Raw genomic sequence first — 15,672 nt, 5'->3', positions numbered from 1 at the left:
CCTGCCCGTTTGGCCCATGACGACGTCGAGCCCGGCAGCCGGAAGGACAAGCCAAAGGAGACTCACGAGCCGAAGGCGACACACCGGCCGCTGCCCGACCGGTGTGGCAAGGCTCACTCGGCGATGACGCTCAACCGGTAGTTGCCACTCTCGCTGTTGCCGTAGGTGCGGGCAACTGCCCGGTAGTCACCGGCCTCGAGGTGCGCCTGGATGCGCGCATCGAAGCCATCGCCACCATCGTCGTCGCTGAGGACGGTGCCATTCCCCTCCAGTTCGAGGTAGGCATCCAGCTCGCCGGACATCATGTCGAGGCGGTAGCGTCCCGCCTGCTCCACACGGAAGGCATAGGCATCCCGGACACCGGGCGCCAACCAGGCGCTGACCGGCTCGCCGATCTCCAGCTGCCCCTCGCTGGCCGGCTCGCCGGCGTCACCCAGGCTCGCCTCGAGCTCGAACAGGCCGCTGCCGTCCTGGCTGTAGCCGCGGGCGGTGACGGTATAGCGGCCCGGGGCCAGGTGCTGGTAGAGGCGGGCGTCGGTACCACCACCACCATCATCATCGCTGACCGATACGCCATCGCCGTGCAGTTCCAGGAAGGCATCGAAATCCGACGATCGCATGTCGAGGGTGACGGTGGCGGCGCTCTCCAGGATCAATTCGTACTCCAGCCCCTGGCCACTGAACCAGCCATGCAGCGGTTCATCGTGACTCAGTTCGCCGCCATTGCGCAGGGCACCGGCATCGGGCAGCTCCCGGGGTTCCACCGCGAGGGTGTACAGACCGCTGCCCTCGCCATAGGCGGCGCGCGCCGTCAGCCGGTACTCCCCGGGCTCGAGGAAGTCGGCGAGGCGTGCGTCCAGGTCGTCGGCGCCGTCGTCGTCCTCGCGCCGGTAGCCGTTCGGCCCCTCCAGCTCCAGGTAGGCATCCAGGTCAGTGGAGCGCATCTCGATCTGGTAGAGGCCGGTCTCCTCGATGGTCAGGGTGTAGGTGTCGGGCGCGTCCTGCAGCCAGCCGTCGTGGCGCGACGGCGCCGCCAGGGTGCTGATGTCGTCGAGCTCGAGGCGCCGACTGGTGACCTCGAAGGGGCCATAGCTATGGGCGTCGTTGCCGCTGACCACCAGGGTGTAGTCGCCGCTTTCGTCGATGCGGTGGCGCAGCGTGGGGGCCGCCTTGAGCAGTTGCTCCTGGTCGTCGTAGAGCGCCAGCACGCCCTGCAGGGCCCCGCCCAGCGCGATCTCGACCAGGGTGTCTTCCTCGAGCGGCAGCACGTAGCGCGCGAAGCGACTGCCATCCTTGCCGTTGAGCTCACTGCGCGAGGTGATCTCGCCGCGCTGGCGTTCCCCCAGTTGCAGCGGCGCCTCGACGGCGGCGGAGGTCGTGTCATCGCTCGGTGACGGGGAGTTCAGTTGCCAGCCGGCGAGCGCGCCGATGGCGACACCGCCCAGGGCGGTCAGAATCAGGGGAGAGACGGGAGTGGCCATGGAATCATCCTTGTTCGATGGCAAGCATCGTGAGGTTGACGAAGTGCCCGGTCTCGGGCGTAAGGATCATACAACCTCAATATTATAATAGGCTTTTGTACCGGTGTGACGAGAATCCTCCCACGGTCCTTGCGCACCGGCCCTACCCTTCATCCTCCTCGCTGCGCGCCAGCGCCGCCAGCCGCTCGGCCTGCTCTTCCCGGGCATCCTCGATCACCGCCAGCAGGTCATCGACATCCACCAGGCGGGTGTCATGGGCGAAGCAGCCGGTCAGCCGGCTCTCCGGGTGCAGCTCGCCCGACTCGTACAGCGCCCAGATCTCCTTGGCGTAGTCGGTCTCGAGCAGCTCCGGCGCGAAGCGGCCGAAGTAGGCGCGCATGTTGTCGACGTCGCGCTCGAGCATCATCGCCGCGCTGTTGTTGCCCGCGGCGTCCACCGCCTGGGGCAGGTCGATGATCACCGGGCCCCGGGCATCGAGCAGCACATTGAACTCGGACAGGTCGCCGTGCACCAGGCCGGCGCACAGCATGCGCACCACCTCGCCGATCACCCGGGTGTGGTGTTCGCGGGCCTCTTCGGCACCGAGGGTGACGTCATCCAGCCGCGGTGCCGCATAGCCCTCCGCATCATGGATCATCTCCATCAGCAGCACGCCGTCGACGAAGCCATGGGGCCGGGGCACCCGCACCCCGGCGCCTGCCAGCCGGTAGAGGGCGTCCACCTCGGCATTCAGCCAGGCCTGCTCCTGCTCCTTCTGGCCATAGCGGGACTTCTTGGCCATCGCCCGGCCCTGGCGGCTGTTGCGCACCTTGCGGCCTTCCTGGTACTGCACCGCCTGCTTGAAACTGCGCTGCTTGGCCTCCTTGAAGACCTTGGCACAGCGCAGCTCGCCGCCCGAGCGCACCACATAGACCTGCGCTTCCTTGCCGCTCATCAACTGGGCCACGACCTCGTCGATCAGGCCGTCATCGACCAGCGGCTGCAATCTCTTGGGTATCTTCATGCTCCCCCTTTCCCGTCAGCGGCTGACGCGCCGGGCGCGAAACGAGCGCCCCTTGAGTTTGCCCGTGCTCAGCTGGGCGAGGGCCGCCTTGGCGACCCCGCGCTGCACGGCCACGTAGGCGCTGCGCTCGAGCACCTTGATCCTGCCCACCTGGTCGCCACGCAGCCCCGCCTCGCCGGTCAGGGCGCCGAGGATGTCGCCGGGGCGTACCTTCTGCTTCTTGCCGCCGTCGAGCTGCAGCGTGGCCATGGGCGGGGTGAGCGGGTCCCGCTCGAGCACGGCGCGACCCGGCAGTGGCCCCTCCTCGAGGGCCTCGCCCAGGAACTCGCCGAGCCGCACCAGCCGGTACCCCTCCTGCTCGGTGACCAGGGTACAGGCCACCCCCGAGCCGCCGGCCCGGCCGGTGCGCCCGACGCGGTGCACGTGTACCTCGAGGTCGCGGGCGATCTGGTAGTTGAACACCGCGTCCAGGGCCTCGATGTCCAGCCCGCGCGCGGCCACGTCGGTGGCCACCAGGATCGACGCGCTGCGGTTGGCGAACAGTACCAGGATGCGGTCGCGGTCGCGCTGCTCGAGGTCGCCATGCAGTGCCAGGGCACTGAAGCCCGCCTCGCCGAGGGCCTCGGCGACCTCACGGGTCTCGCGCCGGGTGTTGCAGAACACCACGCTGGACTCGGGCCGATGGTGCAGCAGCAGCCGGCACAGGGCCTCGAAGCGCGCCGGCTCGTCCGCCACCCGGTAGACGTGCTGGCGAATGCTGGTCGCGTCGTGGACCTCGGCGATCTCCACCGTGGCCGGCTCGCGCATCAGGCCCTCGGCGATCGGCTTGATGCCGTCCGTGTAGGTCGCGCTGAACAGCCAGGTCTGCCGGCTGGCCGGCGTCTCGGCGACGATCGCCTCCATCGACGCCTGGAACCCCATGTCGAGCATGCGGTCGGCCTCGTCGAGCACCAGGGTCTCGAGCGCCGCCAGCGTCAGCGAACCCTTGCGCAGGTGCTCCTCCACCCGGCCCGGGGTGCCGACCACCACATGCGCCCCATGGGCCAGCGAGGCGAGCTGCGGGCCGAAGGGCGCCCCGCCGCACAGGGCCAGCACCTTGACGTTGGGCAGGGTACGCGCCAGCCGGCGGATCTCGCCGGCCACCTGGTCCGCCAGCTCGCGGGTCGGGCAGAGCACCAGCGCCTGCACCCGGAAGGTCGTCACCGACAGCCGCGAGAGCAGCCCCAGGCCGAAGGCCGCGGTCTTGCCCGAACCGGTCTTGGCCCGGGCGATCACGTCGCGCCCCGCCAGCATCAGCGGCAGGCTCTCGGCCTGGATCGGCGTCATGGCGTGGTAGCCGAGCGAGTCGAGGTTGGCCAGCAGCTCCGGCGCTAGCGGCAGGGAATCAAAGGAGGAATCGGACACGGAAATAGACCTGCGATAGAGGGCGGGAGCCGGGCGACAAGCGAGCGGTGGCGGGAGCCAGGAGGCGAGAGTCGGGGGAATGGCAAGGGAAGGCGGGCATGATAACAGAAAGGGCCGGAGAATACCGAGATATCGGTCAGGCAGCAGGGCTATCGCCGCTAGTTCGACGCTCGGGGCTGATCCGTCGACGGACGGCGACGAGGCGCTGCAAAGGCAGCGTCCCGTCGCCGCTAGAGCGCCACCGCCGTGCCCGTCACCACGATGCCGCCGGCCTGAGCCGCGACGACCCCGCCACCGGGGCGGGCTCGTCGCACGTCACTGGCTACAGGCGTCGCAGCCAGCCGTAGGTGGCCCCCAGCACCAGCCCGAACACGATATGCCCCAGCAGGGTGGAAATGGGCGCTATCAGGCCGAACCCCAGGCCGAAGAAGCCCGAGCCGGCCAGGGGGAAGACCGTGACCATCACCACCAGCCAGGCGATCACGCCGAACGCCAGCCCACGACGCGTATCGGTGCCGCCGGGCAGGTCGGACTCGAACAGGCCGAACAGCGTGCCCCAGATCAGCGTGCCGACCACGAAGTGAATGGTCCAACCCACGTAGATGCTGCTTGGCGTGCCCAGCGCGCGCTGGGCCGTCAGGTTCATGATCTCGATGGGGTTGTACCAGGGCATGAGCCCTGCCGACAGGCGCAGGATCAGGAACATCGAGATGACCAGCGTGGCCACCAGCCCCGCTACCATCCCATAACCCAGACGAGCAAGCATGGAACACCTCCCTGGAGGTCACAGTGTGATCACAGTATAGGCGGCTCACGCGAGCCGCCACGCCAGGCAACTACACTGCTTTCAGCAGCATGTGCAGGAGATGACCATGACCCATCATCCACACCCCCTGTCGCGTCGCACGCTGCTGGGCGGGATGCTGTCGGTGGCGGCCGCCGCGTCGCTGCCACCGCTCGGGGCGCTGGCACGGCAGCCGGGACCCCAGATGCGCGAGGTGCCGTCCACCGGCGAGCCGCTGCCACTGGTCGGGCTGGGGAGCTGGATCACCTTCAACGTGGGCGAGGACCCGCTGCTGCTCGAGGAGTGCACCGCGGTGATGGCGCAGTTCTTCGCCATGGGCGGGCGCATGATCGACTCCTCGCCGATGTACGGCTCGTCGCAGGCGACCATCGGCCACGGGCTGGAGGCGCTCGATGCCGTCGCCCAAGTCTACGCAGCGGACAAGATCTGGACCTCGAACCCCGCCGGCGGGCCGGCCCAGGTCGAGGCGTCGCGCCGTGACTGGGGCGTGCCGCGCTTCGACCTGCTGCAGGTCCACAACCTGGTCGCCTGGGAGGCGAATCTCGAGACCCTCCTCGGGATGAAGGCGGCCGGCAAGGTGCGCCATGTGGGCATCACCACCTCCCACGGCCGGCGCCACGACGGCGTCGAGCACATCATGCGCGACGCACCGCTGGATTTCGTCCAGTTGACCTACAACGTGGTCGACCGCGAGGCCGAGCAGCGCCTGCTGCCCCTGGCCAGGGAGCGCGGCATCGGCGTGATCGTCAATCGCCCCTTCCGGCAGGGGCGGCTGACCGAACGCCTGGCGAGGGAGCCACTGCCGGCGTGGGCAGCGGAGATCGGCGCCGAGAGCTGGGCGCAGTTCATCCTCAAGTTCATCATCTCCCACCCGGCGGTGAGCTGCGCCATTCCCGCCACCACCCGCGTGGACCACGTGCGGGAGAACATGGCCGCCGCCGGCACGCCGCTGCCCGACGACGCCTTGCGCCGACGCATGGCCGACCACGTGCGGGCGCTGTGAGTGACGCCAGGGTAAGGAGGGCGAGATGGGGTTGAGCGAGTGGCTGAGCTACCGCCCCGAGGACCTCCTGATGTTCTCCCTGCGGGTCTATGAGCGGCTCTTCGAGCTGCACAACCAGGCGCTGTGGCCCATGCAGCTGCTGGCCCTGGGGCTGGGCGGTGCGATGCTGTTCGCCCTGCTGCGCCCGCGCCCCTGGGGCACCCGCCTGATCGCCGCCCTGCTCGCCGTGGCCTGGGTGTTCGTGGCCTGGGCCTTCCTGTGGCAGCGCTATGCCCCCATCAACTGGGGGATCCGCTATGTCGTCCCGCTGTTCGTGTTGCAGGCGCTGCTGCTGATCGCCCTCGGCATGTTGAAGGGCGGGCTCGGCCTGCCGGCACGGTGGAGCGTGCCGCGCGGCCTGGGGCTCGCCCTCTTCCTCCATGCGTTGATCCTGCACCCGCTCATGGCCCTGCCCGCCGGGCGCGGGCTCCAGGGTGCCGAGGTCCTGGGACTCACCCCCGACCCGCTCGCCATCGCCACTCTGGGGATGGCGGCCATGGCCTCCCCGGCGCAGCGGGCCTGGCCGCTGCTGGTCATTCCCGCCCTGTGGTGCCTGGTGAGCGGGACCACCCTCGCGACCCTGGGTGCAGCGGGCGCCTGGCCGCCGCTGCTGGCCGTGGGCCTGGCGCTGGTGGCCCGGCTATGGCCGCGAGGCTCTCCCACGGCATAGGGCAGGCCGGCGGGGCGCGATCATGCCAACCGGAACAGCGGCCACAGCCCGAACCACAGCACATAGCCGAGCGAGGCGCCCATCAGGCCGTCGATGCGCCCGGCCGGGCGGTCGTCCCGGAGGTGCCGGGTCAGCAGCCAGGCCAGCCAGGCGCCATGGGGAACGACCACCCAGGCGATGCCGGCGAAGGCCCCCGCCGCCAGCCCCATCGCCTGCCAGGCCAGGGCGCAGGCGGCGGCGAGCAGCGTGCCGGCGAGCGCCACCCGCAGCGCTCCTTGCTTCCCCAGGCGTACCGCCAGGGTACGCTTGCCGGCGCCGGCATCGGCCTCGAGGTCCGGAATACCCGACAGCGTGATGGAGGGCAGGATGCCCAGCAGCAGCGGCAGGCTCAGCAGCCAGGGCAGTGGATCGCGCCAGTCCCCGCCGAGAAACAAGACGCCACACAGCATCACGCCGATGCTGTGGGTGACCGCGACATCCAGCTCGCCCAGGCCGCGATAGCTGAGCTTCAGGGGCGGCGCCGTGTAGCCGATGGCCAGGATCGCCAGCGCCCCCAGCACGGCGACAACCGTGACCGGGGTCGCCGGCGTCACGCCCAGCAGCCAGGCCGTGCCACCCACCAGGCCCAGCAGCGCGGCGAGGATCCCGGCCTTGACCTCGCCCAGGCTCAACAGGCCCTCCACCAGGATGCGGGAGCCACCCGTGAAGGTGCTGTAGAAGCGGTTGGCACGGTCGGTGCCCAGGTCGACCACCTCGTTGATCAGCACGGTGGCCACCTCCAGCAGGAACAGGCAGAGGTAGCCGAGCCAGAACACCGGGTTGCCGAATACGCCCCCGGTCGGCGCGGCGGCCAGCGCCCCGACCGCATAGGCCACCCAGGTCATGGGATAGAACTGCAGCCGCAGCGCCCGCAACCAGGCGCCGGCCTTGTGTCTCAGGCGCTCCGCCGGAGTGATCCGACCCTGCGCCAGCCGCCGCCCCTGATGGTGGGCGCGGGCCAGCCAGGCCTGGCGCTGCGCCGGAGAGGCAGCCTTGACCGAGCCGAACACCAGCGAGCGCACCGGGCGTATGCCGCAGAAGCCCAGGGTCGCCCGCGCCAGGGCATTCCTGCCCGGCTCGCGATAGAGCAGTCGATGGATCAGCGGCGGGGTATCCATGGTGGTGATGAGCTGTGCCGAGCGCCCGGTCAACAGCCCCTGATAGCCGATCCCGCCCTCGCAGGTCCGGAACGCGAACCCCGGGGCCATGATACGGTCGAGAAACCCCTTGAGCAGTGCGGGCGCCCCGCCCCACCAGGTGGGATAGACGAACACCAGATGATCCGCCCAGGCGACGAGCTCCCGTGCCTGGCTCAGGTCGTCCTCGAGGGGCTGGTCGTTGGGCGACGAGGTACGCACATGGGGGTCGAACTCCAGCGTCGCGAGGTCCAAGCGGCGCAACTGCGTGCCCGCCGCACGGGCCCCTTCACAGAAGGCATCCGCCAGGGCACGGCAGAGGCTGTCACTGCGCGGATGCCCGAGGATGACCAGTACCTTGATCGGCTGCCGAACCTCTGCCTCGCTGCCGGCCGGCTCGTCGTTCGTCCTGAACGTTGTCATACCGTTACTGTGTCATCGTGTTATCTTGCGGAGGTGGAGAAGCCCATGCCCGTCATCGAGCACGAGGCCGAGATCGCGGCCAGCCCACGGGAGGTGTTCGCCCTCGTCGGCCGAGTGGAAACGTTTGCCGACTACAGCGACGCCATAGACACCATAGTTCGCCTGGGGGAGCGTCGCTACCGTTGGCGGGTGCATATCGCCGGCGTGCCGCTGGACTTCGATGTGGAGATCACGGAGTTCACGCCCCCCGAGCGATTCGCCTGGCGCTCGGTGACCGGCGTGCCCAACCACGGCGAGTACCGGCTGACGCCCATAGAGGGAGGCACCCGCATCCACCTGACGCTGGAGTACAGCGTGCCACCCCCGCTCGAGAAGGCCGTCAACGCCGCCGCCAAGCCCCTGCTCCACAAGCTCGGCGGCGACATCATCGGCCAGTTGGAGGCGCATCTGGAAGCACGGCAGCACCCCCCGGAATAGTGTCCCACCGTGACGTATCGTGTCGAAGCAACCACCACGGGTTATGCTCAGGCGGAAAGCGCCATGACAATGATCGACACGCAGGAGAGCCCAGATGGCCGATATCACGCCCCGGCTGACATCCGTCAAGGATCGGATCACCGAACTGGCGAATCTCGCCGGCAGCGACCAGGCCGAGAAGGCCCGTCAGCTCGCCGCGGAACTGAGCGCAGAGCTCGACCGCGCCATGGAAGAGGCATCGGCCCCGCAAGTCAACGCCTCAGACCGGGGCCGCCCCCTGCCCAAGGCGCCACGGCATGAAGTCGGGCGCTGCCCGGTCTGTTCGCTGCGCACCTTTCACTTCGAGAAGGGTTCGGTCAGGGCGAACGCCGATGCCGAGAGCGGCTACGAGGCGTTCTTCCGCTGCTTGAGCTGTGCCTATGAGGGGTGGGTGGAGATCGACTGATCACCTGTCGCCCCGGGCACGCCGGCCTACCGGCCGGCATGTGTCACGCGGGCAAGGTCACGGCCTCGCCTCAGGCCCGGCAGAAGGGCCAGACCTGATAGAAGTGCCGACAGCGGAACTCGGCTTCACAGGCGGCCAGCTGGGCGCGATAGCGACTCGCCTGGGCACCGACCTGACTGGCGGCCCGCATCACCCGGGGCTTGTTCCGGTAGGTGCCGCGTCGATAGCCACCGGCCCCCTCGTGGTAGGCCAGGTAGAGGCGTTCGGGGTCATGCAGCGAAATGCCCAGCTGCCGGTGCGTGCGCGCGTTGTACCAGCCGATGAAGTCGGTGGCGTGCTTCATGTGGGTGCGGCGTGCGAACGTACTGCCGGCGTCGGCCTTGTATTCCCCCCACACCGGGTCCTGGGCCTGGGCATAGCCACGGGCAGACGAGGGGCGGGGGCCGGGAAAGATCCACAGGATGCGTTTCCTCGGCGGGCGAACGTGGCTGCGGAACGACGATTCCCGCTTCACGAAGGCCATCTGTGTGGCAATCGGGGTGCCCCATGTCTCCTGGGAGTCACGAGCGTAGTCATACCATTGCGGCTGTTCGCGAAATATCTCGCAGATATTGCCCTGATCCTGCGGCGGCGACGGTGCCAGCATCGCACAGCCGGTGGACAGCAGACCGAGTGCCGCGATCAGCAACCACCGCCCTGCCCGCGCTCCATGGCCGAAACCCCCTCGCCTGCCCCTGTGCCAATCGATCGATACTCCCACCTGGCCCCCTCCCTAGCTGCCGCTGACGTTGTGCCCTGCATGATACCGCCCCGACAGGATACAGGTTCGTGCATCCAAGCGCGGTGATAGGGGCATCGAGCCGAGCAGCGCCGGCCCGATACCGATGGCCGGCTTTCACGCTGCTTGCACTATCCCGGCTGCGGAAAGCCTGTATGATGATCTGGCAAGACATTTATCTACGGACTACGGAGCAGAAACCACGATCGATCATTCTTTCAAGCCAGCACGGGAGGTTCTCATGAAGGTCTACAAACCTGAATGGCAGTGCACGTTTAGCGTAAACGAAGGCGTGGAAGAATCGGCCAGCTGGAAAGCGCGTATCGCCTGGCGCATCCGGGAGTTCGCCGACAGGCTGGACGGTGGCGGAAGAACGATCAAGATTGACTGCAACGTCTCCCCTCGAGTGAGCCGCCAGGATATCGATACCTGCCTGGGAAAGGGCTTCGAAGTGACCCAGGGCCTGCTCCTGCAACTGGCCCATCAAGCCGCCTGCGAGGACGTCATGCGTCACGCCAAGGCAGAGCTTTTCGAGGAAGAGCACCAGCGTTGAGGGCATGACGTTTCCGGCAGTTACCGCACCCCATTCGGCCCCAGGCTGGATGGGGTGTTTTCATGTCGCCACCCCGATATCCATGACACCCCGTCCCTGGGCCGCCTCGCCACCCGGACCTGGATTCCGGCACGACCAGACGCCAGCGGTCTCCCGCGTTGCATCGGAAAAGTTGCAACGACGACACATATTGAGGAATCTCCGGTCTATGGGCCGGCATCAAGGAGTTCGGTGGTGAGATCGGGGTGACGTTGCTTCATACCCTGGCCGGGACATCACCGATGCCTGCCTCACGCTCGCTCTGCCTGTCCCCATTTCCGGGCTTCTGCCCCGGTCTGGCAAGGGGCAGGCACTATGATTAGGCAAGGGAATGGCCTTTTTTCCGCCAGGAGGTGTCTCGCATGCCGAAAACCAGGAACAGGCGTCACAAGCCGACCGGGCCCTCGAGCAAGCCCCACTCCCACGCCGGCAAGAGGCGACGGCATTTCCGCCCTCGCCACCTGGTGCGCGGTCTCCTGATCGCCCTGGCCCTCCTCGCCGTACCGGCGACCTGGCTCATTCTCGAGGAGCGCGACGCCCGGGCGCTGGCCGACCTGAGCGTGATCGGCAGCGGCGAACCGGTCGCCGTGCAGGTGTTCGATCAGCGCCGCTCGGCAAGCCGTCGCCTGCGCGACAACGCCGAGCGGGCGCTGGCGAATATCGAACACCCGCCCGCCTGGCGCGTGGTGAACATCAACACCACCCAGGGAGCGCGCTTCGCCGGTGAGCAACTGGTCGACGAGGTCACCATCGTGCTGTTCGATGAACAGGGCCAGCGCACCGACGTCATACGCGGCGTCGCCAGCGTCGGCGAGTTGGAGACCGCGTTCACCGGCCTGCGGAGCCGAACGGTGCGTCGCACAGAACGCTGAAGGTCCGCCTCTCCCCGCTCGGCACTGGCGCTATTTCACCTCCATCAGGTAACTGGTCAGCTTCCTGATCAGCCCGTGCTCCATGAGGAAGACATCGCAGAATGCCAGGTTCAGGACGTCGCCCCCCTTCTTCCTGGTCTGCACCTTGCCTTCCGCGACGACGACGTCATTCTCTTCCACCAGCCGGGTGACGGTGATGACCGGGCTGCCTTCGAAGGCGTCGTTCTCTATTTCCCCATCGAACGCCGCCTTGCCGACGAGATGAAACGCCCCCGGTAGCTCCCACTCGACGTCATCGGTCAGGCAGGCAAGAATCCGCTCGTGGTCGGAAGCGTTGAAGCCGTCGAGGTACTGCCGAACGGTGTCCTTGTTGTTGCTCATTCAATGTGACTCCTCCTCTTGCCCCTCCAACTCGGCGAGCGCCCGATCCACCAGGCCGGGCCACTCACCCGGGGCGAGTTCCTGGAAACCGGCCTCGCCGGTGAAGGCGCTGGAGAAGACCACGTCGGGTTCGAGGGTCTTCAACAGCCGCAGGCTTTCGGCCAGCGTCTGCCGATCCTCCGGGGTATTGTGGCCGGGGATGAAGCCGGCGCGCCAGCCGCCATCCTTGGTGCGGTAGAGGGTATCGCCGGTGAAGAGGTAGCGCTTGCCGTGGGCGGAATCCACCAGGAAGCAGGTGCTGCCGGGGCTATGGCCGGGGGTGGGGATCACCTCGATGATGTCCAGGTGCCGCTCGCGCGTGTCGAACAGGATCTCGGGGGTGCGCACGCGGGCGAAATCGTCACGCTCGGCAAGGTGGCCGGCCAACCTGGCGCCGAAGCGCTCGTGGACCAGCGTCAGGGTCTCCCCCACCTCGTCACGGTGGCTCAGGTACTGATAGGCCACGCCGCCCAGCTCCGCCATCCGCTCGATCTCGTGGCGGTGGCCGGTATTGTAGAAGAGCACGTTACCCGCCTCGCGAACGAGCAGGTAGGCATGCACGGTGAGCCCCGGGAAGGGGCTCTCCACTTCGGTCTCCCAGACGTCTGGCTGTACACGCTGCATGGTTTACACCCCTCTCGGTCGAGCGATACGCCACAGCCTAGAACCTCAAGCGAGGTTTAGATCAAGCCAGGGCCGCGCGGATCCGGGCGGCGGCGTCCGCGAGTTCCTCGGCCTCCGCCTGGGCCAGGCCCTCCACGCGGATATCCTGCATCCGGTCGAGCGGTACCAGATGGAGATGCACGTGCGGCACCTCCAGGCCGACGATCAGCATCCCCACCCGCTCGCAGGGGAAGGCGCGCTTGAGCGCCTTGGCGAGCTTCTGCGACACCGCCATCAGGTGGGCGGACAGCTCGGCCGGCAGGTCGTCCCAGTGGTCGATCTCCTGGCGGGGGATCACCAGCAGATGACCGGGCTTCATCGGGTTGAGGGTCATGATCGCCACGCACTGCTCATCCTCCCAGACGAAGTGCCCCGGGAGTTCGCCCTGGATGATGCGGGTAAAGATAGTTGCCATGTCGACTGTCTCCTCTCGGAACACCCCAAGATGCCACAGCTGGCGGGGACAATCTCGCAGGAGTCGCAAGAGAGGAAAAGCGACCGGATAACGGCCGTCAGGGGCTGTCCCCGAGGACATCGCCCACCGCGACTGCGCGAGACGCTACGATGGCACCATTGCCGCTCGTGACCCCGGGCATGACCAGGGCGTCGTGCGGTCGATCCGGCGCCCGACGGCCACGGCGCGCCGTTTCACGAACCTCCTCGATCAGTCGACAACATCCTCGATCTTCACGCCGGGTTGCCGGCGGCGGCCATGGCGGTTACCATGCTAACGCCCACCGGCACCTCATCGCTTCGATGAACGCGCGATCCGCCGCACGAGAACCCTGAGGTAACTCCATGGGAAACCGCTTCCGCCCGATTCTCACCTGCTGCCTGGCAGGCCTGCTGGCGGCCGGCCTGGCCGGCAACGCGCAGGCCCACGACACGACCGCCGAGACCCAGCAGGGCATCGCGTCCTTCTACAGCGACAGCCTCCAGGGCGCCCGCACCGCCAGCGGCGAGCCCTTCGACCAGCAGGCCCTGACGGCGGCCCACCCGGACCTGCCCTTCGGCACCAAGGTACTGGTCACCCGCCCGGACACCGGCCAGGAAGTGGAAGTGCTGATCAACGACCGCGGCCCCTTCGTCAAGGGGCGCATCATCGATCTCTCCAAGCGCGCGGCGCGCAAGCTCGGCATGCTCCACCGCGGCACCGCCCCGGTGCTGGTCACCCAGGTGAATTGAGCCCCCCGACGGACGTCTGACGCACCCTCGCCGGCGGCTTCGCTACTGGCACCGCTCAGCGCTGCTGCTGCTCGGCGGCCTGGGCGCGCAGGCGCTCCTCCTGCTCGCGCAACTCCGGCGTGAACTCCTCACCGAAGTCGTCGGCCTCGAACACCTGGCGGATCTCGATCTCGGCTTCGGTGCCGGGCATCGGGTTCGGGCAACGCTTGACCCACTCGATGGCCTCCTCCTTCGACTTCACCTGCCACAGCCAGTAGCCGGCGATCAGCTCCCTGGTCTCGGCGAAGGGGCCATCGATGACGATGCGCTCGTCGCCCGAGAAGCGCACGCGCGCGCCCTTGCTGCTCGGCTGCAACCCTTCACCGGCAAGGAGAATGCCGGCGTTGACCAGCTCCTCGTTGTACTTGCCCATCGCCTCCAGCAGCTCCTGGCTCGGCAGCTTGCCGGCCTCCGAATCGTCGCTCGCCTTCACAATGACCATGAATCGCATGTTCGTCTCTCCTCGTGTTGGGCCGTTCCCTTCCTTGTCGAACGGATCGGCCGGCAATCGACAGGTGGCTTCACCGACCGCAGCGGGGCACCGCACCGCCGGGGGGACACGGTCGATCCTGGGGGACTGTCCCTCTTATCGGGCGGCTGACACCAAACGGCAGCGGGCCCGCCACCCTCAAGGTAGCGGGCCCGCTTCACCATCGCCCGATCCGGCTGCCGGCCGTGGCTTACCTCATGGCCTCAAACATGTCCTGGGTCTTCGTTGCGAAGTCGCTGGCGTCGTGGCGCTCGTGGAGCTGCATCGACGGTTCCCCGAAGGTACGGTTGACCATGCGCCCGCGCTGCACCGCCGGGCGAGCGTCGATCTCCTGCGCCCAGCGCTGCACGTGCGCGTACTCCTGCACCTGCAGGAACTCGCCGGCGTCGTAGAGCCGACCCAGCGCCAGCTGGCCGTACCAGGGCCAGGTGGCGATATCGGCGATGCTGTACTCCTCCCCGGCGAGATAGGGCACCTCGGCCAGGCGGCGGTCGAGCACGTCGAGCTGGCGCTTGGCCTCCATGGCGTAGCGGTCGATGGCGTACTCGATCTTCTCGGGCGCATAGGCGTAGAAGTGGCCGAAACCGCCCCCCAGGAAGGGCCCGCTGCCCATCTGCCAGAACAGCCAGTTCAGGGTCTCGGTGCGCTTCGCCAGGCTTCCGGGCAGGAATTCACCGAAGCGCTCGGCGAGATAGAGCAGGATCGAACCGGACTCGAAGACCCGGATCGGCTCGGACGCGCTGCGGTCGACCAGCGCCGGGATCTTCGAGTTAGGGTTGATCGCGACGAAGCCGCTGCCGAACTGGTCGCCCTCGCCGATGCGGATCAGCCAGGCGTCGTACTCGGCGTCCTGGTAGCCCAGGGCCAGCAGCTCCTCCAGCATCACCGTGACCTTGACCCCGTTGGGGGTGGCAAGCGAATAGAGCTGGAAGGGGTGCTTGCCCACCGGCAGCGCCTTCTCGTGGGTGGGGCCGGCGATGGGCCGGTTGATGCTGGCAAACTCCCCGCCGTTCGCCTTGTCCCAGGTCCAGACCCGCGGCGGGGTGTAGTAGGTCGCTTGACTCATGACAGCTCCTTCTAAGGTAGTGACGCGGTCCCATGCCGAGCGTCATGTCGGATGGGCCCTCTCCGTTCAGTCTGACAAACGATAGCCTGATAATGTTTCAGCCGCGACCCGAGGCGGCCAAGCGCCGCGCCGGATACCCGCGTGCCCGGGGGCGGCCGGCCCCGCCCACCACCAGGTAGCGCCTCACCCCCGCCTCGCGTACCGCACCGACCAGGGTATCGGCATCGCTGGTGGCAAAGTGCACCGCGCTGATCACGGCATCGTGGCCGCGCAGTGCGTCGGCCAGCCCCACCCGGTCGTTGGCATCCCCCATCCCCCTGGGCATCGCCTACGGCCTGCTGTTCGACTACCTGGTACGCGGCTTCCAGAGCGCCGGCGCCGGTGGGGAGTGACGGTCGGAGAAATTGGGGTCTGTCACCGTTTGCGACAATAGTTGTATACAAAACATGTTGACCATGTGGTCAACCTGGAGCTATATGTGACGACAACCAGGCTACGACTCAGCCGCCAGTTCGGCTGCCAGCTCGCCACCCAAGGGCAGACGATGGCTTCGTGACCCTCCTCGGGGACTGCACCGGTGGGCGAAACACTCACGAGCGCCGTCGTGAAATGGCGCGGTAGCGCGACCGTCGAGGGGCTCAC

At 67.9% G+C, this 15,672-nt stretch carries 19 protein-coding genes; 7 read left to right on the top strand and 12 right to left on the bottom strand.

Features of this window, described 5'->3' with window-relative positions; all coding sequences use genetic code 11:
* Window positions 1-113: 113 nt before the first annotated feature.
* The 4 genes from CR157_RS08405 to CR157_RS08390 all read right to left on the bottom strand — a co-directional run bounded on the left by CR157_RS08405 (window position 114) and on the right by CR157_RS08390 (window position 4,654).
* Window positions 114-1,481 (bottom strand): hypothetical protein, encoded by a 1,368-nt coding sequence (locus tag CR157_RS08405; protein ID WP_110283098.1) that lies wholly within the window; start codon window positions 1,479-1,481, stop codon window positions 114-116.
* A gap of 142 nt (window positions 1,482-1,623) precedes the next feature.
* A complete protein-coding gene (locus CR157_RS08400) occupies window positions 1,624-2,484 on the bottom strand; it encodes a PA4780 family RIO1-like protein kinase (protein WP_110283097.1) in 861 nt (286 codons plus the stop codon).
* Between the two features lie 15 nt (window positions 2,485-2,499).
* Window positions 2,500-3,888 carry an ATP-dependent RNA helicase DbpA gene (dbpA, locus tag CR157_RS08395; RefSeq protein ID WP_110283096.1) on the bottom strand — a complete coding sequence of 463 codons (1,389 nt, stop codon included), beginning with the start codon at window positions 3,886-3,888 and terminating at the stop codon, window positions 2,500-2,502.
* A 322-nt stretch (window positions 3,889-4,210) separates the two neighbouring features.
* Complete coding sequence (locus CR157_RS08390) at window positions 4,211-4,654, bottom strand: DUF6789 family protein (RefSeq protein WP_146218661.1); 444 nt, start codon at window positions 4,652-4,654, stop codon at window positions 4,211-4,213.
* A 106-nt stretch (window positions 4,655-4,760) separates the two neighbouring features.
* On the opposite strand from CR157_RS08390, the gene CR157_RS08385 reads away from it, so the two are divergent.
* Both CR157_RS08385 and CR157_RS08380 read left to right on the top strand, forming a co-directional pair.
* Window positions 4,761-5,696 carry an aldo/keto reductase gene (locus CR157_RS08385; protein WP_181422007.1) on the top strand — a complete coding sequence of 312 codons (936 nt, stop codon included), beginning with the start codon at window positions 4,761-4,763 and terminating at the stop codon, window positions 5,694-5,696.
* Window positions 5,697-5,721: 25 nt separating this feature from the next.
* Window positions 5,722-6,405, top strand: a complete 684-nt coding sequence (locus tag CR157_RS08380; RefSeq protein WP_219999907.1) for a DUF6064 family protein — start codon at window positions 5,722-5,724, stop codon at window positions 6,403-6,405.
* Window positions 6,406-6,425: 20 nt separating this feature from the next.
* On the opposite strand, the gene CR157_RS08375 is transcribed toward CR157_RS08380, so the two are convergent.
* Window positions 6,426-8,003, bottom strand: coding sequence for an NAD(P)H-dependent oxidoreductase (locus tag CR157_RS08375; RefSeq protein WP_258364107.1), 1,578 nt, complete (start codon window positions 8,001-8,003; stop codon window positions 6,426-6,428).
* Window positions 8,004-8,048: 45 nt separating this feature from the next.
* On the opposite strand from CR157_RS08375, the gene CR157_RS08370 reads away from it, so the two are divergent.
* Window positions 8,049-8,480 (top strand): SRPBCC family protein, encoded by a 432-nt coding sequence (locus CR157_RS08370; RefSeq protein WP_110283094.1) that lies wholly within the window; start codon window positions 8,049-8,051, stop codon window positions 8,478-8,480.
* Window positions 8,481-8,574: 94 nt separating this feature from the next.
* Window positions 8,575-8,925, top strand: coding sequence for a hypothetical protein (locus CR157_RS08365; protein WP_110283093.1), 351 nt, complete (start codon window positions 8,575-8,577; stop codon window positions 8,923-8,925).
* Window positions 8,926-8,995: 70 nt separating this feature from the next.
* Here the strand turns inward: CR157_RS08365 and CR157_RS08360 are convergent, their stop codons facing one another.
* On the bottom strand, window positions 8,996-9,613 hold the full coding sequence (locus CR157_RS08360) for a transglycosylase SLT domain-containing protein (protein WP_258364106.1): 618 nt from the start codon (window positions 9,611-9,613) through the stop codon (window positions 8,996-8,998).
* Window positions 9,614-9,944: 331 nt separating this feature from the next.
* Here CR157_RS08360 and CR157_RS08355 point away from each other — a divergent pair, with 331 nt between their 5' ends.
* Both CR157_RS08355 and CR157_RS08350 read left to right on the top strand, forming a co-directional pair.
* Window positions 9,945-10,256, top strand: a complete 312-nt coding sequence (locus CR157_RS08355; RefSeq protein ID WP_110283092.1) for a hypothetical protein — start codon at window positions 9,945-9,947, stop codon at window positions 10,254-10,256.
* Window positions 10,257-10,657: 401 nt separating this feature from the next.
* The gene (locus CR157_RS08350; RefSeq protein WP_110283091.1) at window positions 10,658-11,167 is read left to right on the top strand and encodes a hypothetical protein; all 510 of its coding nucleotides are present in this window, start codon (window positions 10,658-10,660) and stop codon (window positions 11,165-11,167) included.
* 30 nt (window positions 11,168-11,197) lie between these two features.
* Here the strand turns inward: CR157_RS08350 and CR157_RS08345 are convergent, their stop codons facing one another.
* From CR157_RS08345 to CR157_RS08335, 3 genes are all read right to left on the bottom strand, one after another.
* Window positions 11,198-11,548, bottom strand: a complete 351-nt coding sequence (locus CR157_RS08345; protein WP_110283090.1) for a nuclear transport factor 2 family protein — start codon at window positions 11,546-11,548, stop codon at window positions 11,198-11,200.
* Complete coding sequence (locus tag CR157_RS08340; protein WP_110283089.1) at window positions 11,549-12,211, bottom strand: MBL fold metallo-hydrolase; 663 nt, start codon at window positions 12,209-12,211, stop codon at window positions 11,549-11,551. It lies immediately after the preceding gene.
* A gap of 61 nt (window positions 12,212-12,272) precedes the next feature.
* Window positions 12,273-12,665: an HIT family protein gene (locus CR157_RS08335; RefSeq protein WP_110283088.1), complete on the bottom strand. Its 393-nt coding sequence runs from the start codon at window positions 12,663-12,665 to the stop codon at window positions 12,273-12,275.
* 383 nt (window positions 12,666-13,048) lie between these two features.
* On the opposite strand from CR157_RS08335, the gene CR157_RS08330 reads away from it, so the two are divergent.
* Window positions 13,049-13,435: a septal ring lytic transglycosylase RlpA family protein gene (locus CR157_RS08330; protein ID WP_110283087.1), complete on the top strand. Its 387-nt coding sequence runs from the start codon at window positions 13,049-13,051 to the stop codon at window positions 13,433-13,435.
* A 55-nt stretch (window positions 13,436-13,490) separates the two neighbouring features.
* On the opposite strand, the gene CR157_RS08325 is transcribed toward CR157_RS08330, so the two are convergent.
* The 3 genes from CR157_RS08325 to CR157_RS08315 form a co-directional block, all read right to left on the bottom strand.
* On the bottom strand, window positions 13,491-13,925 hold the full coding sequence (locus CR157_RS08325) for a YciI family protein (RefSeq protein ID WP_110283086.1): 435 nt from the start codon (window positions 13,923-13,925) through the stop codon (window positions 13,491-13,493).
* Between the two features lie 229 nt (window positions 13,926-14,154).
* Window positions 14,155-15,030 carry a glutathione-dependent disulfide-bond oxidoreductase gene (gene yghU / locus CR157_RS08320; protein ID WP_110283085.1) on the bottom strand — a complete coding sequence of 292 codons (876 nt, stop codon included), beginning with the start codon at window positions 15,028-15,030 and terminating at the stop codon, window positions 14,155-14,157.
* 97 nt (window positions 15,031-15,127) lie between these two features.
* A complete protein-coding gene (locus tag CR157_RS08315; protein ID WP_258364105.1) occupies window positions 15,128-15,343 on the bottom strand; it encodes an NAD(P)H-binding protein in 216 nt (71 codons plus the stop codon).
* Between the last annotated feature and the right edge of the window lie 329 nt (window positions 15,344-15,672).

Source organism: Halomonas sp. LBP4 (assembly GCF_003202205.1).
GTDB lineage: Bacteria > Pseudomonadota > Gammaproteobacteria > Pseudomonadales > Halomonadaceae > Halomonas > Halomonas flagellata.
The sequence above is the reverse complement of the archived record's forward strand: the minus strand, read 5'-3'. Positions and strand labels throughout refer to the sequence as shown.